This is a genomic window from Caballeronia eucalypticola (genome assembly GCF_047608185.1).
In the GTDB taxonomy this organism is placed as follows: domain Bacteria; phylum Pseudomonadota; class Gammaproteobacteria; order Burkholderiales; family Burkholderiaceae; genus Caballeronia.
In genome coordinates, this window is record NZ_JBLKRU010000049.1 from 366 (window position 1) to 25,705 (window position 25,340).

Sequence of the window (25,340 nt, forward strand, 5' to 3'; positions counted from 1 at the left end):
CTCGGCTTGTCCACAGGCAAGCTCGGTGGATAAGCCTGCACCTGCGCATAACATCGTTCAAAAAACCATACCTGAACTACGAAACCACCCATAAATTCCGCCGACCAAGCCAATGTTAAAGCGCCAAATCAGCACCCCGTCCAATGATGTTTCGCTGGAGTAAGCGGTCAGGCGCGCCAACATTTTTCCTCCGTAATCTAAGCGAGGCGGGAATTTACCACGGCAGAGACCCGATGGACATTATGTGGACATGCCGCAGGAGTGCGGCTGTATTAGGAAGCGCGGATCTTGTGGGCGGCGAAGCTGCGGCGCAATCTGAACAGTCGGTGGTGACTTCCGGATACGGCATGCTGGTGGTGAACGATGAGCCCCATAACGTGCCCGCCGCGATCCTGGGCGACCGGCAATCAAAGCAGATGTTCCTCGGGCGTCTCGCGTACCTGAAGGAATATGAACCACATGGAGTGCAAAAGTTCGAGTGGAATCCGGAGACGCGAACGCTTGATCCGGCCTGGGTCAACAACGATGCCAGTGACATTAACGGCGTGCCGTTTGTCTCGACCGGTTCGGGCGTCGCGTATATGGTGGGTGCGCGAAACGACCAATGGACCCTGGAGGGTATCGATTGGGCAACTGGGAAGTCAAAGTTTCATTATGTGCTGGGAGGCGCACGCTTCAACAGCTTCTACTCGCAACCGGTGATCGATGCCAACGGACGCGTGATGGGCAGCGCGCTTTACGGTGCACTGCGGATACAGCCCAGGCAGTAGGATCGGGCGCAAGAGCCCGCTAATTTGTCTAATTGCTGGCGGACGGTTTGCGATCTGTCCGGAACCGTTCGAGACAACCGGTTAGCTTCTGTTCGATCGCAACATCTAAACTTTGGATGATCGCTTTGTAGCGCGGCTACCGTGGCGTCATGGGATCAGGCAAGTCAACGACTATGCGGTTCGTCAAAAACACCTGCAGGAAGCGGATCTCGATAGCAAGCCAGCCTTATGCGCGCAGAGCCGATATTGCCAATGTTGGTTTCAGGTTCCGCCCATACGTACGTCAGTTGCGGCCGAACGCTCTTGCGAAATTATAGAAGAGCCACGGGTGTACCTTGAGCAGCAACATGGCGACGGAAAGCCGTGGACGATTGTCCAAGTACATTCTGCGGATATGCGACAACCGGAGCCGGTTCGCCACGCTAAGCAGAATGGGCCGCGCATGGCTGAAATCGGGCGCACGCTCGGCTGCCTGGAATGCAATCGTTCTGAATCCGTAGATGTACCGAAGCCGGAAAAGCAGTTTTGCGTAGTCCTGTATCGGCAGGGACGCAGTATCCCGCTCGACGAGATCCATGATCGCGAACAAATCGGTGATTTTTGGATTGAAGCTGGTAGAAATGCCGGTTTCACGAACGATATAAAAGTAAAGCTGGTCGGGGATTAAGCGAACGACTTTAGAGCGGCTGAGCGTCTGTATCGAGACGCAAATATCTTCGTAAATCAGACCGCACGGATGGTTGACGGCATCGAAAATCGATCGGCGCACGAGCTTGTTCCAGCAATACGCGTCCAGCGAAAGATCCAAGATCTTTTCCACTGCCTGTAATCCGGTGATGATTCCGTCGCCGGAATTCACCAGGTACTTGACCTTTCCTGAGGCCTCCATACAGGTCGCGGCGAATACTACGACGTCGGCGCTCGTCAGGTCGGCTTCGCGAATGACGGTCTGGACGAGATCGGGGTGAACGCGGTCGTCGCTGTCGACGCACAGGACATAGTCGCCGCTCGACGCCTCGGCGGCAATCCTGCGTGTCTCCGCAAGCCCTTTATTGTTGTCGTTGCGGATGAGTCTCCACGGGATCTGGCGCTGAGCACCAAGAATGGTCTGCACAATGGAGCCCGAACGATCGGGACTGGCGTCGTCGACCGCGATAATCTCGAAGTCGGCCGTTGTTTGTGCCACCAACGAACTCAAGCAGTCTGCGATGTACGGCTCGACGTTGTAGATCGGCAGCAGAACGCTAACCTTGGGCATTGCTCGGACCCGGGTAAATTTGATAAAGGATAACTAATCAATAATACGAATCATTCTTCGGTACCACGTTTTGCCACATGGGCTTTTTTCCGACACCGTTGTAAGGTAGTTTCGCCCAGCCGTCGGCACTGTGCGCTAAAGCACATACCGAAGTCATCGCGAGGTTGTTTGCGAAATAGGGATTGGGCTGGACCGGACAATCCGCTGCGCCATGTGCACCTGTTTTCTCGAGAGCCCCGAATATGCCCGTGTGCGCCGCTTGCAGCATGGCTAGTCTGGCGCTAGCGCGGGCAAGCTCGAGTTAAGGCACGACTTGCGCACGGCCACCATGCGAGCGCTCGTAAGCGCATTTCCGCAAATGCCGCATTTCGGTGCGCCGATATTCGCGGAGGTGGGACGGGCTCCGGCAGCGTTTATCCGGCAAAAGCTAAGTACCGCGCCGGACATGGGCGGCCAGACTATTGAATTGATGACTGCGGGGGCAAGGCTTCGGAACACGTACTTCGCGCGCGCTCCCCTCTCATGTACCGAGGCTTCGCGCGCCGACATATGCGTGAGCACAATGGCGAACGGCCGCACCAGGATGCTCGTGATCAGGGTTGCCAATCCGGGAGGCGAGAAAGGGCCGTTCGCCTCCCGGTTGTACTAGCAAGGACTCACCGCCGCTATGCGGCGAGCAATCGGGCTGAAATAAAGCGATGACCAACAGAAGCGGGCAGAACACTTTGATACCGCTACATTTGTGTATACCTCCTCGAATGACGTGCTGCTATTCTGTTGCCGATGACACGCCGCCGTATTTGCGGACGGCGACATTCCTGATCGAGCATCGTGATGAGATCGTCGAGCTTAGTGGTGCACAGGTTCAGATCGGCGGCTCAGGAACGTGCGTTCCGAAAAGACTATGCGCGGCGCTTCTCCGGACAGCGAAAGTTGGCCATCGCAATCTTCACTGGATTGTGGATCGTGTTTTCCATCCATGACCTCGGGCGGATGGATGTACTCGATCCCACCCATCTGCACCGCAACGAAATCATTCTCGTTAGATTCCTCGGATCTATCGGCATGCTGATCCCCGTGCTGCTTTGGACCCCACGCGCATTCGACGAGCGCTGGGCCGTCGGGCTGCTCAGCATCTGGACACTCAGCGGCTGGTTTGCCGTCCTCAGATTGATGCAGATTTACGTTGGCGGTGTGCTTTGGCGAGAAGCTTACGGGATCCAGATGTTGTCGCTGTTCATGATATTCGGCGCCTTCCGGCTCAGAATGATCACGGCAGCGTGGCTGATCGGGATATGCGTGGCCAGTAATCTGCTGATGCTCTATTTTTTGCCTTTCGGAGGGAGCTTCGGTGCGCACCTGAAAATGGTTATTGACCGCGGCGGGATGCCGACCATGACCTATGTCATCGGTCTGGTCGTCAGTATCCCGCTGGAGCGAAGCGCGAGACGCGAGTTCATATTTCGGCGTACCTTGCGCGCGGCCAAGGCGCGCATTGAAGCGGCGTCGCGCGTGGTCAACGATCAGAACCGGCGCATGCAAGAGCTGATACGGGAGAAGGAGCGATTCTTTTCATCGGCGTATCACGATATCCAGCAGCCGCTCGCTGCCATCAACCTTTTTATCCGCAGTGCCCGGACCAACATTAGCGACGAACGCGCGGTGGGTCGAGACCTCAATGTCATTGAGGAGACTGCGTCCGATATTCTCGCCATGTTCAAGGACATACAGGACTATAGCGAGTTGGGATCGTATGCTACCCGCCTCACGCCGGTCAATGCGCATGATGTGTTAACCGAAGTTTTCGAGCAACACCGGGAGATGGCACGGTTGCGCGGTATCGATTTCAGAATCGCGGGAAGGCGAGCTCGACCGCCGTTCATCGAGACCGACCGTTCGCTCTTCAAGCGGGCCGTCTCCAATCTCGTATCAAATGCAATCAAGAACACCTCGTCGGGCGGCGTAGTGCTGGGCTGGGTACAACTTGGGGAGCGGCTGCGCGTCGACGTATGGGACACCGGGATCGGCATTGCGCCCGCGCATCGGGAGGCGATTTTCGCCGAGTATTATCAGATCAACAATCCGGGGCGCGACCGTTCGAAAGGGCTGGGACTAGGGCTGTCGATCGTGCAGCGCGTAGTCCGGCTTTTGCACGGTCATGACATGAGTTTCGCGTCGCTCGAAGGGCGTGGGTCGCATTTTTCGCTCTACGCGATGGTATCGGCATTGAATCCGGCAACTGAAGCGAACGAACGAGATATCGAGGTATGCGCGCCCGATCTCAGCGGCATGTTCATTCTGCTATGCGACGATGAACCGATCGTCCTCGAAGGGCTGCGGCGGCTTTTTTCGCGCGCGGGAGCGCTCGTGTACGCTGCGGAGTCAATGACGGGATTCGAAGCCATCCTTGCCGATGACAGCCGCATCCCGGATCTGATCGTCACCGATATCCGGCTGCGTAACAGCGCGACTGGCAAGGATGTGGCCGGGCGGATCAGGCGCCACTTCGCCTGGGCGGGCACCATTCCTGTTGCATTCATCACCGGAGAGCTGCTGTCTGATCAAGCGCTTCGCGATTTTCCCGAGCCGTTCATGCTGTTGCGCAAATCCTCCGCGCCGAACGATTTGCTCATGGAAATCAGCCGCTATCTTGCCGCTCAACCGTCGGTAGATCTCAATCTCGCGAAGGATCATTGACGCACGGGGGGCCGAGCGTGACGTCGCGCAGATTGAAGTGCCCGAGCAGGCGGCCGATGTACTTGCGCACCGCGATATCCTCCAAGCCCTATTTTCAACGCGACGGCACCCTTTCAGCCACCTTTCATGGCAGTTCGGACGTCACTCCGGCAAAGAACAGCCGGAAGAGGAGCAGCCCGTCTAGCAAACCTAGACGGGATTATGGGATGTCAGGGCCAGAGACCGTCTGCTTGCGAGTAAATATTTCCCAATCGAATTGGCAAACAAGCCGACTGCAACGGTCGGCTCAAATTCAGCTCCCTCGGTGGCGTCATTGATGCCACCAAGCTGTGACGTTGGCGGCCCGTCTGATGCCTGAGTGACCATTGCAGTTGGAAGCTGTCACAGCGGTCGGTCCCGTCGAGGAGCCGGAGAAAGTCCAAAGCCGACAGGTTCAAAGGCGCGCCGCGCGACGAGGTGACTCGTGTCTGTCTCGCAAGGCCCGCAACGCTATCAGCAGCGAACCTGGATTAACGTGCCGGCGGTAATCCACGTCGATGAAAGCGAGGGCGACGATGCCATCGCTATCCAACAAATACGTAGCAGGCAACGGAACCAGGCAGGTACCGGCTCGACCCTTGGGCGGCGGCACATAACCCAGCGCCTCGTACTTGGGCCGCAGAGCGGCCGGAAGATCGAACGCGAGTCCATACGCGCGCGCCACCTTCATGTCGATATCCAGCAATTCGCGCATCGGCATCGGGACGCTCTGCGCGGGAGCCATGCAGGGCGGTGCAATTGCCACGGCGCTTGCGCCCAACTCAGCCACCTTCTGGTAGATAGCCGCCAATTCGGCGAGTCCTTTCTCTCCGAATGAACACCACGGGCCCCTAAAGAAATGCAGCACGACCGGACCCGCATGGAGCAACTCTTCGAGGACCACCTTGCGCCCATTCACGTCTGTCAGAGTGAATAACGGCGCGCGTACTCCCGCGCGCAGCGCTCTCGACAACGCCCTCAATGACGCGGCAACAGCCAGTTCGGCGTCCGCGTCTGCTTGCTTGCTTGATACGCTTTCTCTCATGTGTGCGACTGACATACCCATCCCCTGAGGCACGAAAGGACCTCGAAGGAATCAATTTATCCATCCTGCCCGATGCGTGGAAGGTGCAGAATCGCATAGCGCTTATTCCAAAGGAGAATCACGATGGATCGTCTCGCCGCTATCGAGATATTTATACGCGTGGTCGATACCGGCTCGTTCTCAGCAACCGCCCGGCACTACGACGTTGGCCAACCCGCCGTGTCGAAGGCAATTGCGCAACTCGAGGAATGGCTGGGGGTCAAGCTCTTGCTGAGGTCGACACGCGCGCTTACGCCAACGGAGGCCGGCCATAGCTTCTACCTGCGCGCAAAGCGGGCTGTCGAGGAGACTGACGAGGCCGTGCTGGCCGCCCGCGGGTCGGCCTCGGGTTTGTCGGGCAAGCTCCGGGTGTCGGCCGCCGTGTGCTTTGCGCGACTGCATATCGTGCCGCGTCTGCCGGAATTCCTGGAAGAACATCCCAACCTTGAGCTTGAACTCGTTCTCGACGATCGGAATATCGACCTCGTGAATGAAGGTATCGACGTCGCCCTGCGCATGGGCAATCTGGCCGACTCCAACATGACCGCCCGCAAGATCAGTGAGGCTCGACGTCGCGTCATCGGTACTCCGGCGTATTTCGAACGTTACGGCACGCCCCAGGAACCGGCCGATCTCCTTAGCCATCGGGCTGTTATCTATACACGGGATGGTGGCGGAGAAGATTGGACGTTTTGTAAGGAGACCGCCGAGATTTCGATCAAGATGCAAGGGCGCGTGAAGATTACTGCGACTGAAGGGGTACGCGCGGCCGTGATCGCGGGCATTGGCCTCACCATCGTGTCCGAATGGTCGTTCACGCCGGAACTGAAGTCAGGCGCAGTCGTATCCGTGATGGACGAATGGATGCTTCCGTCCATCAGCTTGTCGGCGGTGTATCCGACTGGACGACAGGCAAGTACGAAAGCCAGGCAGTTCGCCGCCTTTGTGGAGCACTGTCTTGCCAGTTGAGCGGCGGGTCATGATGTATAGCCGGCTTGTCGTCGTCACAACTGGCCGCTTTCACTCGTAGTGAAATTCCGCCTTGTGGCGCGCGGCGAAGTCTTCCCAGCGTGCAGGTTTGCGGCCAGTGATGGTTTCGAAGTTATCGAACGTGTAGTCGGCGCCGGGGATCTTGCCCGTCGCGTAGTTATGGTAATTGTTGTGCGCGCACTGCATGTAGGCATAGTCGGCGCCTGCAGCCAGCACCTTCTCAAGGAACTCGGCCGCGGGCCGCGCCTCATACCTGAACTGTTGCTGAGTCGCCGATGAAAGAATTGTCGCTACTTCATGATAGGTTTTTGCGTCATAGCCGAGTCGATATGTCTGGCCGCCGTGCCTGGAGGTATCGCGAAGACACTCAGCCGCTACCGCAGCAATATCGTCGATATCAACCCAGCAGATCTTTGCGTCGCCAACATAATGACGAATTACACCGTCCTTGATCGGTTTAGCTCCGCCGTACCCCAGCAGATTCTGCATAAAAATCTCGGGCCGGAGATGCGTGAACGAGAAGCCGCTCCATTCAATATATCGCTCAATGAATTGATGCCATCCCCAGTGATCCACATTCGTATCGTCGTCACCGGGCGCGCCCAGATGAACGATATGACGAACGCCGGCGCGCTTTGCTGCATTAATAAAGGCTTTGCTCTGGCGTAGCATGCCGACGGTATAGTCAGTCACCATGAACACCGAATCAATATCCTGCAGTGCCGGTCCCATCGTCGATACGTCGTCGTAGTCGAGTTTTCGCCAAGCGACGCCGAGAGTCGCGGCCTTTTCTTGTGATCGGCCAGCCGCGATCAGGTTGATCGCGTCGTGACCCTTGAGTGCGCGGATCACCGCACTGCCCACTTGGCCCGTTGCACCCGTGATCAGGATGTTGCGTTTCACGTCTGACATGGTTTCTCTCCTCATTCTTCATGGAGCCGCGAGCAACGCCGACAGCGATGCGTCGATCTGCCTTTGAGCGTCTGGTTCGACCGGAGCCATGTGCCCCCATATCGATTTGATCGTCTTACATTCGCCATTCGGCATGTGTTCGGCCTCGGCCAGGCTATCGACCGGCGGGAAAAAGCGGTCCAGGTCGACAGGCGACACAATAGTGCGCGCCTTGATCGCCGACAGCGCAGCGACGAGGTCTTTCTTGTATAGGCTGTTATCGCTGATATCGCCATATTCCCAGGTTGCGAGTTGAGCCAGAAGATCATTGGCGTCGTGCTTGAGAAAGGTCGGTTCCCAGAAAAACTTGACGAATTCTTCGTGATTGTCGGCACCCAAAGCTGCGTAGGCCTTCAACCGATAAAAAGCTTCAGAGACGCCCCAGCCCGCATAGATCGTTGCCAACGCCTTGATACCGTCGACCGGAGGGCGCCTGTAATAACCGGCCTCGAACGCGGGATCGAGTTCCAGCGCGCGCCTCATCGAAAAAAGGAACACCCGGTTGAACGATGCAGTCCGGGCCGAACCGGCGATCGGCGCGGCGCGTTCAACCATCTCCGGATACTGGGCTGCCCATTGATAAGCCTGTGCCGCACCCATCGACCATCCGGCAACGAGCCTGATTTTTTGAATGCCCAGTGCCGTGGTCAACAGTTCGTGCTGAAGCCGTACATTGTCGAGATAGGTCACGGTCGGGAATCGAGCGCGATCATTCGGCGAAGGGGTGTTGGATGGCGAGCTCGATCGACCGTTACCCAGCAGGTTAGTGAACACGATGAAATGGTCTTGCGAATTGATCGCCCGTCCTTCCCCGCAAAAAACGGCTTCACTGTCTTCATCCGTACCTGAGTACCAGGAGGGAATAAGGACGACATTGTCTTTTGCGGCGTTCAGGCTGCCAATCGTTCGATAGGCCAAACGCGCGATCGGGAGCACGCCGCCTTTCTGAAGCAGAAAGTTCTCTGACTCGAAATATTCAAGCATATTTTCCTCGCCTCACTGCGATGCGTGACCGACCTGCTTGCACAGTTAAGTCACCGGATCAGTATTGAAACGCTGCTGCGTTCTCTTTCGCGAACTCGACCCATGTCCGCGGCTTGCGACCGGTCAATGCGAAGAAGTTGTCATAGACCGCGTCCGCGCCGGGGATTGCACGCGCTTCGTAGTCGATCCAGTTTTGATACACACAGCTCATGTAAGCGACGTCGGCGCCGGCGGCCAGCATCTCGTCAAGAAACTCTTTGGGCGGCCGGGATTCGTAAGTGAATGTCTGACCCACGACCTTCGTGAGGATGTCCGCGATTTCCGGGTAGGTTTTCGCATCGTAGCCAAGGTGATACACCTTGCCCGCGTGCACCTCCGGGTGCTGAAGCACCACGGCGGCCACGGCAGCAACGTCCTTCACGTCGACCCAGCTGATGCTTGCATCCCCGACATAGTGGCGGATCGCGCCATTGCCCTCTTCCTGCGAGCCGCCATAGCCCAGCAGGTTTTGCATGAAGAGCTCGGGCCGCAAATGCGTGAACGCGAAACCCGACCATTCAATATACCGCTCTACCAGCTGATGCCATGCCCAGTGAGCGACGCGGGTGTCGTTGTCTCCGGGCGCGCCCAGATGCACGATGTGCTTAACGCCCGCTCGCTTCGCCGCGTTCACGAGGGCATAGCTTTGCTTGAGCATGTCAACGGTATAGCCAGTCAACATAAAGATGCTGTCGATGCCTTCGAGCGCCGGAGCAATGGTCTCTTCGCGGTCGTAGTCGAATCGCACGACCGGCACGCCCAGGCTTTTCGCTTTCTCCGGATTGCGAGCGGCTGCGACGATTTCAACACTGTCGTCGTTGGCGAGGACGCGGATAAGCTCGCCGCCAATCTGTCCGGTCGCACCTGTCACAAGGATCTTTCGCTTGCTGGCCATTATCAAACTCCTTAAGATACCTGATTAAATTTCCTTCCTGCTACTGGATCGATGAGCCGCTGTGCGGGCGAATCGGCCTTACACCCAGCCTTACACCGTCACGACGATCTTTCCGAACTGACCGTTGTTCTCCAGATAGCGATGCACTTCCACCATGTCGTCGAACCTGAATGTGCGATCGATCACGGGCTTGAGCGCGCCGCTTTCGAAGCCCTTCACAATGTATGCAACTGCAGCCTTACGGCGGCCTTCATCACCACTCGTCAGCCAGATGTTATGCCCCTTGATGACGGGCATCTTGGCAATCATTTCCAGAACAGGCAGCGGGGTGTCGCCCTTGGCGAGCGCACCGTAGAGATAGACGATGCCCTGAAACGTGAGGGCCGCGATGAGCTTCGGGAAGTGCGGGCCGCCCACCGGGTCGAACGCAACGCGCGCGCCTTGGCCAGCGGTAATGCGCATAACTTCCCGCACCAGGTCGACCTCATCGGTGGCAATCACGTGCGCGGCGCCTGCATCGAGCAATTGCTGCTTCTTGGCGGAGGTGCGGGTCAGGGCAATAGGCGTTGCGCCCGCATAGTTGGTGATCTGGATCGCCGCGAGCCCCACGCTGCTGGAGGCCGCAGAAATCAGGACGACATCGCCCTTGCCGATATTGGCGTCTTCGATGAGCGCGCCGTAGGCCGTCATGAACATCATCCAAACGGAGGCGGCTTCCGCGAACGAAAGCGATGTCGGGTGTTTCACCACCGCGTAGCTCGGTAGGGTGACGACCTCGCCATACGTGAAGTACTGGTTCATCGAAAACGACGGGATCACGCTGACTGCGTCGCCCACCGCGATGCCGGCGACCTCCGAGCCGATTGCGTCGACGATACCGGCCGCCTCATAGCCCAGCCCTGCGGGGAAAGTGACGGGCTCAATGTACACGTCGGTGCGCCACATTGACTCGGCGCGGTTGATGCCGATTGCCTTGACCTTGATGCGAACGTCGGAAGGTCCGGGAGCCAGTATTTCTGTCTCGACGAATTCCAAAACGTCCGGGCCGCCTGCTGTTGCAAATTTAATTACGCGTGACATGAGAACCTCGAGATCGGAAACGGAAAAGGCGAAATGAAGGATCCGCGTGACTTCATGCGGTCCCGGTGGTTTCCAACGCGGGTGAATAAGCCGGGAAATCCGAGTAATGCTTTTCGTCGCCGCCCCAGAAGGCGGCACGCACATACGGCGTGAGCGGCAACTTGTTTTTCAGGCGATACGGCAGGTCGGGGTTCGACGAGAAGTGGCGACCAAATGCGACCAGGTCTGCATCGCCGGAAGCGATGATCTCTTCGGCGCTGTCGCCGTCGAACCCGCCGGCGGCAATGATCGGACCATTGAAGTGCGGGCGCAGATAACTAACCGCGACCGGCGCATGGCCCTCGTGCAGCGTGTCGTCGCCCTTGATGCGCGGTTCGATCACGTGGAGATAAGCGAGCTTGTACTGGTCGAGCACCTGCGCGACATAGCTGAACGTGGCTTCCGGGTTGCTGTCGGAAATCCCGCCCCATTCGCCGGACGGGGAGATGCGCACGCCGACGCGGTCTGCGCCCCACACTGAAATCAGCGCTTCGACCGCTTCGCGAAGGAAGCGCACGCGGTTCTCGACCGGGCCGCCGTAGGCATCCGTGCGCTTGTTGGTGCCGTCCTGGATGAACTCGTCGACGAGGTAGCCGTTCGCGCCATGAAGTTCCACCCCATCGAAGCCGGCTTCAAGCGCACGTTGCGCCGCGACTCGGAATTCTTCGATGATCCCGGGGATTTCCTCGATCTCGAGTGCGCGGTGCGGTGACACCGGCACGAAACCATCCTTGGTGAACGCAACGCCGTCGAAAGGAACGACGGATGGTGCCAAGGGCGCGACGCCGCCGGTCATCTCTACGTGGCTTTGACGACCGCCGTGAATGAGCTGCATGAATGCGCGGCCGCCTTTGGCGTGAACCGCATTGGCGATTGTCTTCCATCCTTCCATCTGACCGTCGTGATAGAAGCTTGCCGCACCTAGATAAGAGCGCGCGGGGATCGAAATGCTGACTCCCTCGATGATTTCAAGTCCGCCTTCCGAGGCACGCTGGCCGTAGAAATCGGCCATCATCGAGCTGGGGATATCGCCGGGCTGGATGGTGCGCATGCGAGTCATCGGTGCCAGAACCACACCGTGCGAGAAGGTATAGGCGCCGACCTTTTTCGGGGTGAACAAGTGAGCCATGATGTTTCCTTTATCGGGTAGTGAGTGCATGACATTCGACTGAGTGCCGATTCGTTGAATGGAATTTATCCATTCCATGCCGCGTCGAGAAGACAGGAAACTGGGATATGAATCATTCCAAACGAGGATTAGTGAGCGCCATTGCAGGCACAGCGACGGGTCACGTCCGAGTTGCCCGCGTGGTCCGGCTTCAGACTCGGCGCTGATGAGATCAATTCATCGGCCAATGTTGACGGGTACCTGGGCGGACTTGATAAGACCAAATATGAGCTGCAAAGCGTCCGTGGCGAGGGTAGAAGAGCGCGAGAAATGGCGCTTTTCGTGCGCATGGCTTCATGCCATGCAGTCGGCCCGGGCGGCGACGCGAAGTGGATAGCTGCGAAAACAGCGAGGCGTCCGGCTTCCCGATCAAGGGGACTAAGTTAACTGCAAACTTGACCAGCCTATTCGAGTTGGCTGCAGAACCATTGACGACGCACGGCATGGAGCAAACGTGTCGCTAACGTCGTCGCCGAGATGTTGTATGTGCATTTTCCAACCGCACAACCAGGCGGTCCGTCGAAGGGCCTTTTCAGCGACGGAGCGGTCGGTTGCCGATCGACAACGAATGGCTCAGACGGTTCGGACTTCTGCCCGGGCGGATCGATCAATGCTAGCCCACTTCTCGAGCTCAACGGCGGACGGGGTTCGGTAGAGTCGAGTTGTGGCGCGGGAGCATTAGGTTTGGTTTGTCTGTTTCCGCCCCTTTCGTTTGGCGGTGCCCGAATATCCTCGCCTTAACCCCGTTTCCACAACCCGCTCATCGGTAGGGTCGAGAACTGGCGCGCGCACCGGTAGGCGCCGGTGGTGATTCCACCGCTTTCGCGATGGCCCGCAATCCGGCAACCATAGTCGCGTTTCCAGCTCCCGCCAGCATCCGATCCACCTCGGTGAGATAACCGTACGACCCCGGTTGGAAGTCTGCCTCGAAGATCGGCTCCAATATGAGCCTGAGTGCACCTTGAACCACTCGGTCCCGGATAGCAGGGATCGACAGGACACGAACCTTTCCTCCGTCCTTCGGTATCTCCTGCCGCCGTGCCCGTAACGGAACATACCGTTCCTGAAGCCCCGCCGCCCCAACGTTACTCGGCGATGGGGCCGTGATCATTGGTGCCATCGCCGAAACGAGGCTTACTCGCCACTTTTGGGAACACGTCAACTAGCCGAAGTTCGCCCGCACCGGTCTCACGACGTTGCGCTCCTATTATATATTTAGTTATCCGAACGACAAATAAGATTATGTTAAATTAAATGGTCGTGACCAGGCGGAGCGTAACTGCACCTCCTGCTGGTAGCGGGCGCCCTAGCGACATCGCCTTAAGTCGCCGAGCAATAAGTAATCGTCATTACGCTCAAGGGCCGTTTTCGCTTCAGCGGGATTCATGCTGCACCACTCTGCCTGCCCTGGTCTTGTTCGTTCGGCGACCGAGTAGTCTCGATCGCCGCTGAGTTCACTTGAAAAGTCGCCGGTCGAGCTCGAAGCGTTGTTTGTGCAACACCTGTACGTGCTTCATGCTCGCATGCACCGGATTCAGAATCAGATTGTCGTCACTCGGGCACACTACGGACGGCACTCGCATCACGAGCCGTTTGCCCTCCTCCAGCCATTTCCGCGCGAGATTGACGGTTGAGGCCGGATCTTGGTCCAGCGCGTCCCAGTCGTCGGGCAGCTCCGGGACGTAAGCGCTCGACACCGCCTTGTCCGGCACTTCCAATGTGACTAGATAAAAGTTGGCCACCGGAAGGAGGCCCGATGCGTGCACGCGTGCCTCGAGGACCGCCGTCGACGCATAGCAGCACGTGTACAGCACAGGCACGCCCCTCGGATTCCATCGACCGCCTGCGAGGGCGGCACCGTTGCCACTTAGGTCATCAGCCCGGTACCTGCCGGGCTTCTCTTTCGCGAGACGAAACACCTTCATACGGTGACGCCATATTCAAGCCGCATAAGAAGGTCGCGGACGCGATCGAACCCCGTTTGCGTATCCAGCATGTCTAGCGGCCGTTCGCCGCGCAACTGGACGTTAGGTCGCATCAACCATTCGGCGGCCAGCTTCTCATCTTCGAGCACGTCCGTGGCTTGCGCGTAGATCAGCATCGTGCGCGCGGCACGGTCCGCTTCACTCGCGCTGAGCCGCTCGCCCTGGGAAATCTTGCGGTTGATCGTGCTGCTAGGAAGACGCAGACTGGCAAGTAACGACTGCACGGGAATGTCCAGCAGCTCGTTGGCGATTCGGCTGACAATCATCGCTTCCATACCGTCGCGAATCAGGCCGGATTGCTCGATCGGGCCCAGGCCGAGAAAGAACTTGAAGTCGTCGTCTTCAGCGCCCAGCCCGCTGGTATCGATATGCGCGAGACGAGTGGCGGCGGCCAGCTTCTCTGCCGGCGCGCCGACCTTGGCTTTGCGCGATTGCTGCCTTCCTGCGATTGCTTCTGCGGTCATGGCGTTTCCCAAATGGTTAATTGCTGACTCCCATTATAGTATTTCCATAATGGATAGCAAGTCTTGCCCATTTGGGTAAATTGGTGTCAGCCTGTCGTCAACCGACCCAACACCAGCCGCCGACGGCGTATCGGGATGTATGCGCGGTCCTCACTTGAATTGCCTTTGGATAGGGCGTCGGCCTCCGCGCTCCCCTCAAAATCGTGCACTCTCTCTTCTTTGGGTAACATGAGTTGACGGAACAATTGAGGGCCACGATGTTGCACGAACAGTTCCCTGTGAACCACCCAGAAGCGTGGCCGACCGAGCTGCGGGAGCAGCTAGAAAAGGATCGCAAATCTTCCTAAATTGGGAGAATTCACGAACGGCGCGATGACGTTGCAGTCGCGGTCACGAAAGGCGACCACCTTGCAGCCTTTGAGATGCTTGTGCCCGCTATACCCGAGGTTGTCTCCGCCTTTCTTCGCAGCGGTCGTCGTGCCGTCGCCGTGAATGACGTAGAGCTCAGCAACTGGTCCTGATGAAGTCGATCTACCGTGCCCGAAAAGATTCGCTCGATGCTGCCATCAGCCTGCCAGCGCGCATCATCCGGTAGATACGCGAGTGGTGGATTTCGCGGTGGCCTTCGTCATTGCTGTCGATCGGCAGCATCATCCACTGACATCCCATGTAGAGCGCCTTCAGGATTCACCTGACGCACAGAAACCCAGTCTGGGCGGGGCTGGCAGACAAATCCGACCAGCTCGAAAAACCCGCAACCAGTTGATCTCATCCACTTTTTGGACCATGAGGGATTGATTGCTGATCAGAAGATACCCGAGCAACGACCGGCCCCGGTTGCGACGTAAACGTAGGGTCAGGCAGCAGTGCCGTAGAGCGGCAATATTCTGGATTCGAGCATCGCGATCGCCTGGATTGCCAGTTGTGACAGCGTGTGCTTGCTGCTGGTCGCAATCGCAAGGCGGCTGAACAGCGTCGGCTCGGTAATGCGGATTACCTGGAAGCGGCGTTTGAGTACATCACTAGTGGTCGCGTTAAGCGAAAGCACCGCGTAGCCGATGCCCTCGTTCACGAGGTCGAGAATCGACGTGACCGCGTCGACCTCCAGTTCGATCCGCAGCCTGACGCCTTGCTCTGCGGCAGCCGCCTCAACCATCCGCCGGATCGCGTGCATGCGGCCGGGAATCACGAGCGGATAACGCGTGATTTCCCGTAACGGGATCGCGGCTAGCGGCGCGCGCGCTGTCTCGTCGTGCGTGGCGCCGCCCGCGCCGTTGTCCGGGCCCATCAGAAACAGTTCTTCAGTGAAGATGGTTCGCTTGTCGATCAACGGCGTATCGAAAGTGTCGTACAGAACCGCCACGTCTATGCGGCCCATCATCAGCCATTCGATCAGATAGGTGGACAAGCCTTGAGCCACCGAGATAGTTGCCCCGGGAAATGAGGAGCGAAAACCCCGCACCAGTTCATGCGTGGCGACCCTGGCAAAGCTCGGGGTGATGCCAATAGCAAAATGGCCGCCAGGCGCGCCGTGCAACGCATCCAGATCCTGCGAGGCGCGCTGAATCTGCTGCAAGATACCCTTCGCATGCGCGAGCATCCGCTGACCGGCGGGCGTGAGCGACACCCCGCGGCCGTTGCGCTCGAGCAGCGTGTGCCGCAATTCCACTTCCAGTTGTCGCACCAGCCGGCTCAAGGCGGGCTGGTTGGTGTCGAGCGTAGTCGCGGCGCGCGTAAAACTGCCGAGTTCGGCGACGTGAACGAAGGCCTCGAGCTGCTTCAGATCCATTTTGCACGAGCCATGTGAATTTTACATATCAGCTAGTTGAGTATTGCGATTGTAGCGAGGCACGGCCGCGGCCACAATGTCTACAACCACAGAAAGCCGCGCCCTGCGGCAATGACATCGAGACGACGCTCATGAAATCCTGCCTGCCGCCCGATCCCCTTCCCGTTCAACCCGCGCAGCGCCTGCCCGCCGGCGCCTGCGACGCGCACTGCCACGTGTTTGGCCCCGCCGAAGTCTTTCCGTATGCGCCGGACCGCAGTTATACGCCGCCGGACGCGCCATTCGAACGCCTTGTCGCGCTGCACGATTTCCTCGGCGCTAGCCGCGGCGTGATCGTGCAGGCAAGTTGCCACGGCACCGACAACACCGCGATGCTGGATGCGATTGCACGCGGCAACGGACGCTATCGCGGCGTCGCGATCGTCGACGGCGACGTTACCGACGAACAATTGGCCGACCTCAACGCGCGCGGCGTGCGCGGCGTGCGCTTCAATTTCGTCGCACATCTGGGCGGTGCGCCCGATCTCGACGTTTTCGACAGCGTGCTCGAACGTATCGAGCGGCTCGGCTGGCACGTCGTGCTGCATCTCGATGCGCAGGACATCCTGCAATACGCCGGGCGGATCGCACGCATCAAGGTGCCGTTCGTGATCGACCACATGGGCCGGGTACGCGCCGACGCCGGAGTCGATCAGCAGCCATTCCGCCAGCTTCTGGAACTGATGCGCAACCCGCTTGCATGGGTCAAGGTGTGCGGGGCCGAACGCGTGTCCGCGGGCCGCCGTCCATTCGACGATGCGATTCCCTTCGCGCGCACGCTCATCGAAGCCGCGCCCGACCGCGTGCTGTGGGGCACCGACTGGCCGCATCCGAACATCAGCCACGACATGCCGAACGACGGCGAACTGGTCGATCTGCTGTTCCGCTTCTGTCCGGACGCGGCGTTGCGCGAAAAGCTGCTGGTGACGAACCCCGCGCGGCTTTACGGTTTCTGAGCAAACCATTCGCTTCACTCACTTTTGAACTGCCACATCAAGAATGGCAGTCAGGCGCAAGTCCGGCACCGCCCGGCTTTGCGCTTACCATTCAAATCAGGAGACAAGCATGACCGATATGCTGCGCCAAGCAGGCCGCTCGGCCGATTTGGCTAATTTGGGAACGGCGTCATGAACGACAGTGCCGTCATGACGCCCCCCGCGCGCAGTTCGAAGAAACCGTTCTATCGCACGCTGTATTTCCACCTATTGGTCGCGATCCTTCTCGGCGTGCTGCTCGGTCATTTCATGCCGTCGCTCGCCGTGCAGATGAAGCCGCTCGGCGACGCGTTCATCAAGCTCGTCAAGATGGTGATCGGCCCGATCATCTTCTGCACCGTCGTCTCCGGCATGGCCGGCATGGGCGACATAAAGAAGGTCGGGCGTGTCGGCGGCAAGGCCCTGCTGTATTTCGAAGTGGTATCGACGCTGTCGCTCGTGATCGGGCTCGTGGCCGGGCATCTGTTTCGTCCCGGCAACGGCTTCAATCTGAATCCGGCGACGATCGATACCAAAGCGCTCGCCGGATATACGACTGCCGCGCATGAACAGAATACGGTCGAGTTTCTGATGCACATCATTCCCGACACGGTGGTCAGCGCATTCTCGACCGGCAACGTGCTGCAGATTCTCCTTATCTCCGTGCTGTTCGGCGCCGCGCTCGCGGCTACGGGAGAATACGGCCGGCCGTTGGTAAGCATGATCGACCGCTTTGCACAGACGTTCTTCGGCATTGTCCACATCATCATGAAGTTCGCGGCGATCGGCGCGTTTGGATCAATCGCGTTCACGATCGGCACCTATGGCATCGGTGCCGTACTGCCGCTGCTGAAGCTGATCGGCGCGTTTTACCTGACACTTGCCTTCTTCGTGCTGATCGTGCTCGGGATCATTTCCCGGTTGCTCGGCTTCAGCATCCTGCGTTTCCTGAGCTATATCCGCGAAGAAATCCTGATCGTACTCGGCACCAGTTCGTCTGAGGCCGCGCTCCCGCAGATGCTCGAAAAGCTCGAACGGCTCGGGTGCTCGAAATCGGTGGTGGGTCTCGTGATTCCAGCCGGCTATTCGTTCAATCTCGATGGCACCAACATCTATCTGACGATGGCCGTGCTGTTTATCGCGCAGGCGTTCAACATTGAACTCAGCCTCACGCAGCAGTTGACGCTCGTGGGCGTCGCGACGCTGACGTCCAAGGGCGCAAGCGGCGTGGCTGGTGCGGCCTTCGTGATGCTGACCTCGACGCTGCTGGTCTTCCCGATTATCCCGGTGTCCGGCATGGTGCTTATCCTAGGCATTCACCGCTTCATGGGAACCGGGCTCGCGATTGTCAACACCATCGGTAACGGTGTCGCCACCTTGTTGGTGTCCGCCTGGGAGCATGAGCTTGACCGTTCGAAACTGAACGCTGAACTGTCCCGCCGTCACATCGAATGACCCACTAGCCGGCGGGAAAAACCTCGTGTGTTTCGCTGTCTGCGTGTGCTGCCCGTGCACGCGGCGGGAGGCGCTCGCGCATAAAACTACAAACTGGTTTGGAGACGAAACATGATGTCAGCAAAAAACAGCGGAACCAACAGGCTTCCGAAACTCAACACTGCCCGCCTCGGCACGGCATTGCTCGCGGCAAGCGGGCTCGTCGCACCTGCCGCGTATGCAGAAGATTCGCAGGCAGCGGCCGGTGCAGCGTCGATGTCGACCTCTTCCGTGCAGCTGTATGGGTTGATCGGTATGTATATCGACAGCTCGAAGCTGAGCACAACGCGTGCGAGCACGGTACAGGAAGGTGGTGGCGGCATGACGACTTCTTTTTGGGGCATGCGCGGAAAAGAGGACATTGGTGGGGGCAATGCGGTGTTCTTCGCGCTCGAGAGCTTTTTCAGGCCGAACACAGGGCAGATGGGACGCAATACGACGGATGGCTTGTTCTCGCGCAACGCCTATGTCGGCTTGACTGGCGCATACGGCACGTTCAAATTTGGTGAACAAACCAATCCGACGTATTTCAATCAGATCCTCGTCAATCCGTTCGGCGGCTCGGTGGTGTTTTCCCCATTGATCGTGCAGTCGTACACGGCAAGTTACAACAATACGCAAATCGGCGACACCGTCTGGGCAAACGCCGTCGAGTATGTTTCACCCAACTATGGCGGACTCACCGGCACGGCGATCTACGGCGTCAGCAGCACTACGGGTCAGCAGGGGAAGGACAACATTGGTTTGCATCTGACATACGTAAGCGGTCCGCTCACAGCGGTGCTCTCGGCGCAGCGTGTACGGGCGGCGGCGGTCGCGCCGTCGAGCGGACAATATCTGTATCTCGCAGGCGCTGCATACGATGCAAAGCTCATCAAGCTCTATGGGGCCGCGCAGATGACCAGTAACAACAATGTCGAGACCGGCTCGCATACGTATGAACTGGGCCTCTCGGTGCCGCTGTCGCCGTCGAACCTGATTCTCGCCGAATGGGCGCGCACGAAGCACAGCGCGCCGCTGAATCATAGCAACGTGCGCAACACCGGATCTATGGCATATGAATATATTTTGTCCAAGCGCACGTATGTATATGCGGTCTATTCCTACGACAAGCTGACGGCAAATCCGTCGGGCAGTACCTACGGTGTCGGCATGCAGCATTCGTTTTAGGACGAGGTGCCTCTGCAGGCGAACAAGGTTTATTAATGAAGTCGGCGCGCATGGCACTCGAGTAGTTGCGCTGGTAATTCAATCAGTTGGAGCGACGATGATCATCGACATTCACGGCCACTACACCACCGCGCCCAAGGCGCTGGAAATGTGGCGCAACCGTCAGATTGCGGGCATCACAAATCCGTCCGAGATGCCGATGGCGTCCGAATTGCACATCGGCGACGGCGAGTTGCGCGAGTCGATCGAAAGCAATCAGCTGCGACTCATGCAGGAACGCGGCCTCGACCTCACGATCTTCAGCCCGCGGGCAAGTTTCATGGCGCATCACATCGGCGACTTTGAAGTCTCCAGCACATGGGCTGCGATCTGCAACGAACTGTGCTTCCGCGTGAGCCAGTTATTCCCCGATCACTTCATCCCTGCCGCGATGTTGCCGCAAAGCCCGGGTGTGGATACGGCCACCTGCATCCCTGAGCTCGTCAAGTGTGTGGAGCAGTACGGCAACGTGGCGATCAATCTCAACCCGGATCCGTCGGGCGGCCACTGGACCAGCCCGCCGCTCTCGGACCGCTACTGGTACCCGATCTACGAGAAGATGGTCGAGTACGACATCCCCGCAATGATCCACGTCAGCACGAGCTGCAACGCGTGCTTCCACACCACAGGCGCACATTACCTGAACGCTGACACGACCGCGTTCGTGCAGTGCCTCACATCGGACCTGTTCCGCGACTTTCCAACCCTGCGCTTTGTGATTCCGCACGGCGGCGGCGCCGTGCCGTACCACTGGGGCCGCTTCCGCGGGCTTGCGCAGGAGTTGAAAAAGCCCTTGCTGAAGGACCACCTGCTCAACAATGTGTTCTTCGACACTTGCGTCTATCACCAGCCCGGCATCGACCTCCTCACGAACGTGATTCCCGTGGACAACATTCTGTTTGCGAGCGAGATGATTGGCGCTGTGCGTGGCATCGATCCGGAGACGGGCAACTATTTCGACGATACGAAGCGCTACATCGAGGCCGCTCACATCAATGCAGATGAGCGCTACAAGATATTCGAGGGGAATGCGCGGCGTGTCTACCCGCGCCTTGATGCGGCACTCAAAACGAAAGGACATTGATCATGTATGAACTTGGAGTCGTGTATCGCAACATTCAGCGAGCGAACAGCGATGTGGCTGCCAAACTTGGCGCGCTCGGGTCCGCAACCGTTCACGAGGCAATGGGGCGCGTGGGCTTGATGAAGCCCTACATGCGTCCGATCTACGCGGGCGCACAGGTGGGAGGCACGGCCGTTACGGTCCTGCTCCAACCAGGCGACAACTGGATGCTGCACGTCGCAGCGGAGCAGATCCAGCAGGGCGACGTCGTCGTTGCCGGGGTTACGGCCGATTCCACCGACGGCTTTTTCGGCGACCTGCTGGCGACGAGCTTCAAGGCGCGCGGCGCGCGAGGGCTCATCATCGACGCAGGCGTGCGCGACGTGCGCGTGCTGACCGAGATGAAGTTTCCGGTATGGAGCCGCGCGATCTCGTCCAAAGGAACGGTCAAAGCGACGCTCGGCTCCGTGAACATCCCCGTGGTATGCGCCGGGGCGCTGGTGACGCCGGGCGATATCGTCGTTGCGGACGACGACGGTGTGGTCGTGGTGCCTGCGGCATCGGCGCAGGAGGTTCTCGAAAAGGCGGCCACGCGCGAAGCCAACGAAGGCGAGAAGCGCGCGAAGCTGGCCTCGGGTGTGCTCGGTCTGGATATGTACAACATGCGCGAGCCGTTGCAACAGGCCGGACTGCGCTATATCGACTAAAGGGCAAAGAACATGGCCATCGGTCAAACCATGAGTAAGCAGATCACTGGCATCTCGTCGATGGCCACGCGCCAAATGCTGGCCGAGCTGGTCGCAGAATACGAGCGACAGTCGGGACGACATGCGATCATTGAGTCGGTCGGAGGCGTCGCCGCTGCCCGACGCGTCGAGGAAGGCGAACCGTTCGATATCGTCGTGCTTGCGGCCGACGCGATCGACCGGCTCGCCGTGGCCGCCCGGATCGATCCGGGCAGTCGAGTCGACCTGGCCCGTTCAAGCGTGGCGATTGCGGTGGCAGCCGGGGCGCCGCGACCCGAAATCGGCACTGAAGCGGCCGTTCGCGACGCCATTCTGGCCGCACGCGGCATCGGCTATTCGACGGGTCCGAGCGGCTCGCACCTGAGTCGCTTGTTTGAGCGCTGGGGCATCGCTGAAACCATCGCCCCGCGCATCGTGCAGGCACCGCCCGGCGTTCCGGTTGGCATGCTCGTCGCGCGCGGGGAAGTCGAGTTGGGTTTCCAGCAATTGAGCGAGTTGATGCACTTGCCGGGCATCGATGTCATCGGCTCTCTGCCGCCCGGGATTCAGGTCATTACTGTCTTCTCCGCTGCAGTATGCACGGCATCTGATCAGCATGCCCCCGCCGGGGAACTGATCTCCTTTCTGGCCTCGCCCCAGGCTGACTCCGTCAAGCTTCGCCATGGTATGGAACCAGCAAGAGGAGATAGTAAATAGCCTGGGCAAAGGGTCAGGGTCGCGGTTCCCGTCTCTTCACCAAGCTGGAAAAGACCGGCGATAGCTTCAATATCGACGGCCGCTGTCTGTATCTGGCGTGCGGGGTGGCTTTGCGGCGACGCTACAGTCTTGGCGCGTCCTGCCTTTGTCGGAAGCGGGTCTGCTTCGGCATCGCCCACTTCTTCGCGACCGCCGCGTCGACTACCGATGTTATCGGCAACTCGATTGCGGTCCACGTGCTGACGGAATGGGAGCGCACGTTTGACCAGCAGAAACTCGACACCTACGTCAACGGCCGTCACGCGCTTGCCAAGCCTGCGCCCTATCCGCTACTGAACATTGGCTTTGACAATGCGTGCAGGTCGGACTCCCTCGCCTTCAACTTACACCTTCACTCGCAGAGAATGAGCATGGATCAGAACAGCAATCAGCATTTAGGCCGCGTCGCGATCATCGGCTTCGGAGAAGTCGGGCCCATCTTCGCTCAAGCATTGGCCGCCGCCGGCCATGAAGTGTCAGTCTTCGACATCAAGCTGCAAGACGCTGCGACGCGGCCGACGATCGCGCAGCGGGCATTCGACTGCGAGGCCCATGTGGCCGAGGACCTCGCAACCGTACTGCACGATGCGCCACTCGTTTTCTCCGTGGTCACAGCAAGCCAGGCAGAGGCAGTCGCCACGGCTGCCGCCGAATATCTGACGAGCGGTCAGACCTTTCTCGACCTCAATTCGGTATCGCCCGCCGTCAAGCGGCGCAACTGCCAGCAGATCGAGCGCAACGGCGCGGATTACGTGGAAGCCGCGGTGATGGCCCCGGTCCCGCCGCAAGGTCTAAGGGTGCCGATGCTATTGGGCGGGCGGCTCGCAGCGCAAACCGCGGACATTCTCAACGGGCTGGGCATGCGCACGGAAGCCGTGGCGGAGGAAGTCGGCCTCGCCTCAGCCATCAAGTTGTGCCGCAGCATCCTGATCAAAGGCATGGAGGCGCTTTGTGTTCAATCGATGTTGGCGGCCAAACAGTTCGACGTCGAGGGCCGAGTGCTCGCGTCGCTCGCCGCAAGTTTTCCAGGCATGGGGTGGGATAAGGGCTACGAAGCGTATCTGATCGGCCGGGTCGTCGAGCACGGACAACGACGCTCCGAAGAAATGCGCGAAGCCGCGCTGATGCTCGAAAATTTGGGCATGTCGAGCGCCCTCGCCAGCGCGATTGCCGACGTGCAACAGGAACTCGCGGCGCGCGCCGCGCCGCTGGCCACGGCGCTCGAACCCAAGGGTAGCTTGCCCGACTGGCGAAGCCTGCTGAAACCTTTTTGAGCCGTTTGGCGTCATACGCAGGACGTCCTGTTGCGGCCGCCGTACAGGAGTCACGGGCAACTGGGCGGCAATGGTCGTGTCGTGTGTGTCAAATAAAAGCTCGATAATTCGCCCGAACCGGACATTTCTAAAAAGCCCCAACAGTCGAAAAAATGATCATTTAGTTTATGTCAATTCAAAAATCGCGACCGATCCAATCGTCATCTGCGCTCGTCGAAGTGGAGTCGAGTCAACTTCGCAGCGCAACCTTGAGTTAAAGCCGTAAAGCCTCGCGGGATTGTCTACCAAGACATGACGACGAATGCTGGCGCTGTCCAGCCCGCTCTCGCTCGTCCATCGGTTCAAGCTTGAAATGAGCTTCACCGGATGTGGACCTGGTCTTATCGAGGTATAAGGCCAATCACTGCCCCTTACGAGCCTATCCGGCGCAACTCGACCCAATGACGTGCGATAGCGTCGACGTCAGAGAACGAATTTGTCTCTCCGACCATCGAATCAAGATAAGGTGCCGAAAGCTTGAGCCATGCTCGTCCGGTCGTTAGCCACCGCTCGACAAGCGGCGTGGCGGCATGTTGTAGCCCGGCAGTAACGAGTACACGAGCAAGATGAACGAAGACAAACTCGGTCGGAGTGCGATCCAGCAAATCGCGATACTCGACAATCTGCTCGGCGGTCCAGTGTAACTGTAGATGCCGGCCAAGCTCATGTACACGATGGCTCAAAGCTTCAATCATTTCGAAACTGGTTGTGGAATCCGATGGCGTGAAGAACCCGCCGTGGAAACAGGCTTGCGACAGATGCAACGACTACGCTAATAAGGGCCCGTCGACTCTCAAAGCGAAATTATCGCCGCCGCTGAGGCAACCATGCGGCAACAAAATGAAGCGCTATGTCCTGCATCGAAGAGATCGCCAGCGTGAGCGCCCGTGGCAAAACACGACATTTCTATCTTGCTACCTCTTTTTTCATCAAAAGTGGGATCGTAGACACCCTAACCAAACTCTCAAGCTGCACGCCATTTAATTCAATAGACTAAGTATTTACCCTAGTGTGAAATGTGAACTGTTGCCGCAGAAGATGCGCGGCTTAATTCCACGTAATGGGTACGTCATCATGTTCGTTTTCAAGACCACTTTAATCGTCATCGCCGTATTGGGTCCAGTAGCCGCTTTCGCGCAATCGCCTGCGCCTCTCACGCGTGAACAGGTTCGAGCGGACCTTTTGCAGCTCGAAAATGCGGGTTACAACCCTCTCAGTAGTTGCACTGGGGATTGCCCGGGAAGCCTGCGACGCGCCGAAGCTATCCGTGCTCAACGCCGGAACGATCCAAGCCCCGCATACGGTCCGATCTTTGAAGGAATCGAACAAGCGGGCAGATGAGCTTAAACGTTCGACAGATTACCTGCTCTTAGAGCGCCGCCGACTGCTTGCGGCGCAGGGGCAGGATGATCCGCTGTCGACACGTCGACTAGACCTGTAGTACGTCGTCCTATGCGGATTGGTGTTTAGGCAGATCCTGACCCCGGACTTTGCTAAAGCCGTTCCGCTAGCAAACCCAATAAGTTTCGATGTTCAGAGATTACTGCAATGCGAAC

The 25,340-nt window shown here is 58.7% G+C and carries 22 protein-coding genes and 1 pseudogene; 12 read left to right on the forward strand and 11 right to left on the reverse strand.

Annotated features, from left to right (window positions below; all coding sequences use genetic code 11):
* Positions 1-233: 233 nt before the first annotated feature.
* Positions 234-770 (forward strand): hypothetical protein, encoded by a 537-nt coding sequence (locus tag ACMX25_RS33905; protein ID WP_414954262.1) that lies wholly within the window; start codon positions 234-236, stop codon positions 768-770.
* A gap of 283 nt (positions 771-1,053) precedes the next feature.
* Here ACMX25_RS33905 and ACMX25_RS33910 read toward each other — a convergent pair whose 3' ends face one another.
* Complete coding sequence (locus tag ACMX25_RS33910; RefSeq protein ID WP_414954263.1) at positions 1,054-2,028, reverse strand: glycosyltransferase family 2 protein; 975 nt, start codon at positions 2,026-2,028, stop codon at positions 1,054-1,056.
* 328 nt (positions 2,029-2,356) lie between these two features.
* Between ACMX25_RS33910 and ACMX25_RS33915 the strand changes: the two genes are divergently transcribed.
* Together ACMX25_RS33915 and ACMX25_RS33920 are read left to right on the forward strand one after the other, a co-directional pair.
* A complete protein-coding gene (locus tag ACMX25_RS33915; RefSeq protein WP_414954264.1) occupies positions 2,357-2,677 on the forward strand; it encodes a hypothetical protein in 321 nt (106 codons plus the stop codon).
* 284 nt (positions 2,678-2,961) lie between these two features.
* Positions 2,962-4,725, forward strand: coding sequence for an ATP-binding response regulator (locus ACMX25_RS33920; protein WP_414954265.1), 1,764 nt, complete (start codon positions 2,962-2,964; stop codon positions 4,723-4,725).
* A gap of 433 nt (positions 4,726-5,158) precedes the next feature.
* Here the strand turns inward: ACMX25_RS33920 and ACMX25_RS33925 are convergent, their stop codons facing one another.
* On the reverse strand, positions 5,159-5,803 hold the full coding sequence (locus ACMX25_RS33925) for a peroxiredoxin-like family protein (RefSeq protein ID WP_414954266.1): 645 nt from the start codon (positions 5,801-5,803) through the stop codon (positions 5,159-5,161).
* Between the two features lie 108 nt (positions 5,804-5,911).
* Here ACMX25_RS33925 and ACMX25_RS33930 point away from each other — a divergent pair, with 108 nt between their 5' ends.
* Positions 5,912-6,796 carry a LysR family transcriptional regulator gene (locus ACMX25_RS33930; protein WP_414954267.1) on the forward strand — a complete coding sequence of 295 codons (885 nt, stop codon included), beginning with the start codon at positions 5,912-5,914 and terminating at the stop codon, positions 6,794-6,796.
* A gap of 51 nt (positions 6,797-6,847) precedes the next feature.
* Here the strand turns inward: ACMX25_RS33930 and ACMX25_RS33935 are convergent, their stop codons facing one another.
* The 8 genes from ACMX25_RS33935 to ACMX25_RS33970 all read right to left on the reverse strand — a co-directional run bounded on the left by ACMX25_RS33935 (position 6,848) and on the right by ACMX25_RS33970 (position 16,211).
* A complete protein-coding gene (locus tag ACMX25_RS33935) occupies positions 6,848-7,729 on the reverse strand; it encodes an SDR family oxidoreductase (RefSeq protein ID WP_414954268.1) in 882 nt (293 codons plus the stop codon).
* An 18-nt stretch (positions 7,730-7,747) separates the two neighbouring features.
* The gene (locus ACMX25_RS33940; protein ID WP_414954269.1) at positions 7,748-8,752 is read right to left on the reverse strand and encodes an alpha/beta fold hydrolase; all 1,005 of its coding nucleotides are present in this window, start codon (positions 8,750-8,752) and stop codon (positions 7,748-7,750) included.
* A 58-nt stretch (positions 8,753-8,810) separates the two neighbouring features.
* On the reverse strand, positions 8,811-9,686 hold the full coding sequence (locus ACMX25_RS33945) for an SDR family oxidoreductase (RefSeq protein ID WP_414954270.1): 876 nt from the start codon (positions 9,684-9,686) through the stop codon (positions 8,811-8,813).
* Between the two features lie 90 nt (positions 9,687-9,776).
* The gene (locus ACMX25_RS33950; protein WP_414954303.1) at positions 9,777-10,766 is read right to left on the reverse strand and encodes a zinc-dependent alcohol dehydrogenase family protein; all 990 of its coding nucleotides are present in this window, start codon (positions 10,764-10,766) and stop codon (positions 9,777-9,779) included.
* Between the two features lie 52 nt (positions 10,767-10,818).
* Entirely contained in the window at positions 10,819-11,934 is a 1,116-nt protein-coding gene (locus ACMX25_RS33955) for an alkene reductase (RefSeq protein ID WP_414954271.1), read from the reverse strand.
* A 1,493-nt stretch (positions 11,935-13,427) separates the two neighbouring features.
* Positions 13,428-13,898: an RES family NAD+ phosphorylase gene (locus ACMX25_RS33960; protein WP_414954272.1), complete on the reverse strand. Its 471-nt coding sequence runs from the start codon at positions 13,896-13,898 to the stop codon at positions 13,428-13,430.
* Positions 13,895-14,422 carry a type II RES/Xre toxin-antitoxin system antitoxin gene (gene parS / locus ACMX25_RS33965; RefSeq protein WP_414954273.1) on the reverse strand — a complete coding sequence of 176 codons (528 nt, stop codon included), beginning with the start codon at positions 14,420-14,422 and terminating at the stop codon, positions 13,895-13,897. Before parS ends, ACMX25_RS33960 begins: the two co-directional genes overlap by 4 nt.
* A gap of 856 nt (positions 14,423-15,278) precedes the next feature.
* Positions 15,279-16,211, reverse strand: coding sequence for a LysR family transcriptional regulator (locus ACMX25_RS33970; protein WP_414954274.1), 933 nt, complete (start codon positions 16,209-16,211; stop codon positions 15,279-15,281).
* 131 nt (positions 16,212-16,342) lie between these two features.
* Between ACMX25_RS33970 and ACMX25_RS33975 the strand changes: the two genes are divergently transcribed.
* The 7 genes from ACMX25_RS33975 to ACMX25_RS34005 all read left to right on the forward strand — a co-directional run bounded on the left by ACMX25_RS33975 (position 16,343) and on the right by ACMX25_RS34005 (position 23,745).
* Positions 16,343-17,206: an amidohydrolase family protein gene (locus tag ACMX25_RS33975; protein ID WP_414954275.1), complete on the forward strand. Its 864-nt coding sequence runs from the start codon at positions 16,343-16,345 to the stop codon at positions 17,204-17,206.
* A 171-nt stretch (positions 17,207-17,377) separates the two neighbouring features.
* Positions 17,378-18,679, forward strand: a complete 1,302-nt coding sequence (locus ACMX25_RS33980; protein ID WP_414954276.1) for a dicarboxylate/amino acid:cation symporter — start codon at positions 17,378-17,380, stop codon at positions 18,677-18,679.
* A 114-nt stretch (positions 18,680-18,793) separates the two neighbouring features.
* Positions 18,794-19,888 carry a porin gene (locus ACMX25_RS33985; RefSeq protein ID WP_414954304.1) on the forward strand — a complete coding sequence of 365 codons (1,095 nt, stop codon included), beginning with the start codon at positions 18,794-18,796 and terminating at the stop codon, positions 19,886-19,888.
* A 97-nt stretch (positions 19,889-19,985) separates the two neighbouring features.
* Positions 19,986-21,011, forward strand: a complete 1,026-nt coding sequence (locus tag ACMX25_RS33990; protein WP_414954277.1) for an amidohydrolase family protein — start codon at positions 19,986-19,988, stop codon at positions 21,009-21,011.
* Positions 21,012-21,013: 2 nt separating this feature from the next.
* A complete protein-coding gene (ligK, locus tag ACMX25_RS33995; protein WP_414954278.1) occupies positions 21,014-21,697 on the forward strand; it encodes a 4-carboxy-4-hydroxy-2-oxoadipate aldolase/oxaloacetate decarboxylase in 684 nt (227 codons plus the stop codon).
* Between the two features lie 12 nt (positions 21,698-21,709).
* Positions 21,710-22,432, forward strand: coding sequence for a substrate-binding domain-containing protein (locus ACMX25_RS34000; protein ID WP_414954279.1), 723 nt, complete (start codon positions 21,710-21,712; stop codon positions 22,430-22,432).
* A 104-nt stretch (positions 22,433-22,536) separates the two neighbouring features.
* The gene (locus tag ACMX25_RS34005) at positions 22,537-23,745 is read left to right on the forward strand and encodes an NAD(P)-dependent oxidoreductase (protein WP_414954280.1); all 1,209 of its coding nucleotides are present in this window, start codon (positions 22,537-22,539) and stop codon (positions 23,743-23,745) included.
* A gap of 165 nt (positions 23,746-23,910) precedes the next feature.
* Here ACMX25_RS34005 and ACMX25_RS34010 read toward each other — a convergent pair.
* Positions 23,911-24,479: pseudogene (locus tag ACMX25_RS34010) on the reverse strand (amidohydrolase family protein).
* Positions 24,480-24,858: 379 nt separating this feature from the next.
* Here ACMX25_RS34010 and ACMX25_RS34015 point away from each other — a divergent pair.
* Positions 24,859-25,125 carry a DUF4148 domain-containing protein gene (locus tag ACMX25_RS34015; RefSeq protein ID WP_414954305.1) on the forward strand — a complete coding sequence of 89 codons (267 nt, stop codon included), beginning with the start codon at positions 24,859-24,861 and terminating at the stop codon, positions 25,123-25,125.
* Positions 25,126-25,340 lie beyond the last annotated feature (215 nt).

What these genes read in the sequence shown, in the direction of transcription:
- ACMX25_RS33905 (WP_414954262.1), top strand. Translation starts at nt 234, where the DNA reads ATGGACATTATGTGGACATGCCGCAGGAGTGCGGCTGTATTAGGAAGC.
- ACMX25_RS33910 (WP_414954263.1), bottom strand. Translation starts at nt 2,028, where the DNA reads ATGCCCAAGGTTAGCGTTCTGCTGCCGATCTACAACGTCGAGCCGTAC.
- ACMX25_RS33915 (WP_414954264.1), top strand. Translation starts at nt 2,357, where the DNA reads ATGCGAGCGCTCGTAAGCGCATTTCCGCAAATGCCGCATTTCGGTGCG.
- ACMX25_RS33925 (WP_414954266.1), bottom strand. Translation starts at nt 5,803, where the DNA reads ATGTCAGTCGCACACATGAGAGAAAGCGTATCAAGCAAGCAAGCAGAC.
- ACMX25_RS33930 (WP_414954267.1), top strand. Translation starts at nt 5,912, where the DNA reads ATGGATCGTCTCGCCGCTATCGAGATATTTATACGCGTGGTCGATACC.
- ACMX25_RS33935 (WP_414954268.1), bottom strand. Translation starts at nt 7,729, where the DNA reads ATGTCAGACGTGAAACGCAACATCCTGATCACGGGTGCAACGGGCCAA.
- ACMX25_RS33940 (WP_414954269.1), bottom strand. Translation starts at nt 8,752, where the DNA reads ATGCTTGAATATTTCGAGTCAGAGAACTTTCTGCTTCAGAAAGGCGGC.
- ACMX25_RS33945 (WP_414954270.1), bottom strand. Translation starts at nt 9,686, where the DNA reads ATGGCCAGCAAGCGAAAGATCCTTGTGACAGGTGCGACCGGACAGATT.
- ACMX25_RS33950 (WP_414954303.1), bottom strand. Translation starts at nt 10,766, where the DNA reads ATGTCACGCGTAATTAAATTTGCAACAGCAGGCGGCCCGGACGTTTTG.
- ACMX25_RS33955 (WP_414954271.1), bottom strand. Translation starts at nt 11,934, where the DNA reads ATGGCTCACTTGTTCACCCCGAAAAAGGTCGGCGCCTATACCTTCTCG.
- ACMX25_RS33960 (WP_414954272.1), bottom strand. Translation starts at nt 13,898, where the DNA reads ATGAAGGTGTTTCGTCTCGCGAAAGAGAAGCCCGGCAGGTACCGGGCT.
- parS (WP_414954273.1), bottom strand. Translation starts at nt 14,422, where the DNA reads ATGACCGCAGAAGCAATCGCAGGAAGGCAGCAATCGCGCAAAGCCAAG.
- ACMX25_RS33970 (WP_414954274.1), bottom strand. Translation starts at nt 16,211, where the DNA reads ATGGATCTGAAGCAGCTCGAGGCCTTCGTTCACGTCGCCGAACTCGGC.
- ACMX25_RS33975 (WP_414954275.1), top strand. Translation starts at nt 16,343, where the DNA reads ATGAAATCCTGCCTGCCGCCCGATCCCCTTCCCGTTCAACCCGCGCAG.
- ACMX25_RS33980 (WP_414954276.1), top strand. Translation starts at nt 17,378, where the DNA reads ATGAACGACAGTGCCGTCATGACGCCCCCCGCGCGCAGTTCGAAGAAA.
- ACMX25_RS33985 (WP_414954304.1), top strand. Translation starts at nt 18,794, where the DNA reads ATGTCAGCAAAAAACAGCGGAACCAACAGGCTTCCGAAACTCAACACT.
- ACMX25_RS33990 (WP_414954277.1), top strand. Translation starts at nt 19,986, where the DNA reads ATGATCATCGACATTCACGGCCACTACACCACCGCGCCCAAGGCGCTG.
- ligK (WP_414954278.1), top strand. Translation starts at nt 21,014, where the DNA reads ATGTATGAACTTGGAGTCGTGTATCGCAACATTCAGCGAGCGAACAGC.
- ACMX25_RS34000 (WP_414954279.1), top strand. Translation starts at nt 21,710, where the DNA reads ATGGCCATCGGTCAAACCATGAGTAAGCAGATCACTGGCATCTCGTCG.
- ACMX25_RS34015 (WP_414954305.1), top strand. Translation starts at nt 24,859, where the DNA reads ATGTTCGTTTTCAAGACCACTTTAATCGTCATCGCCGTATTGGGTCCA.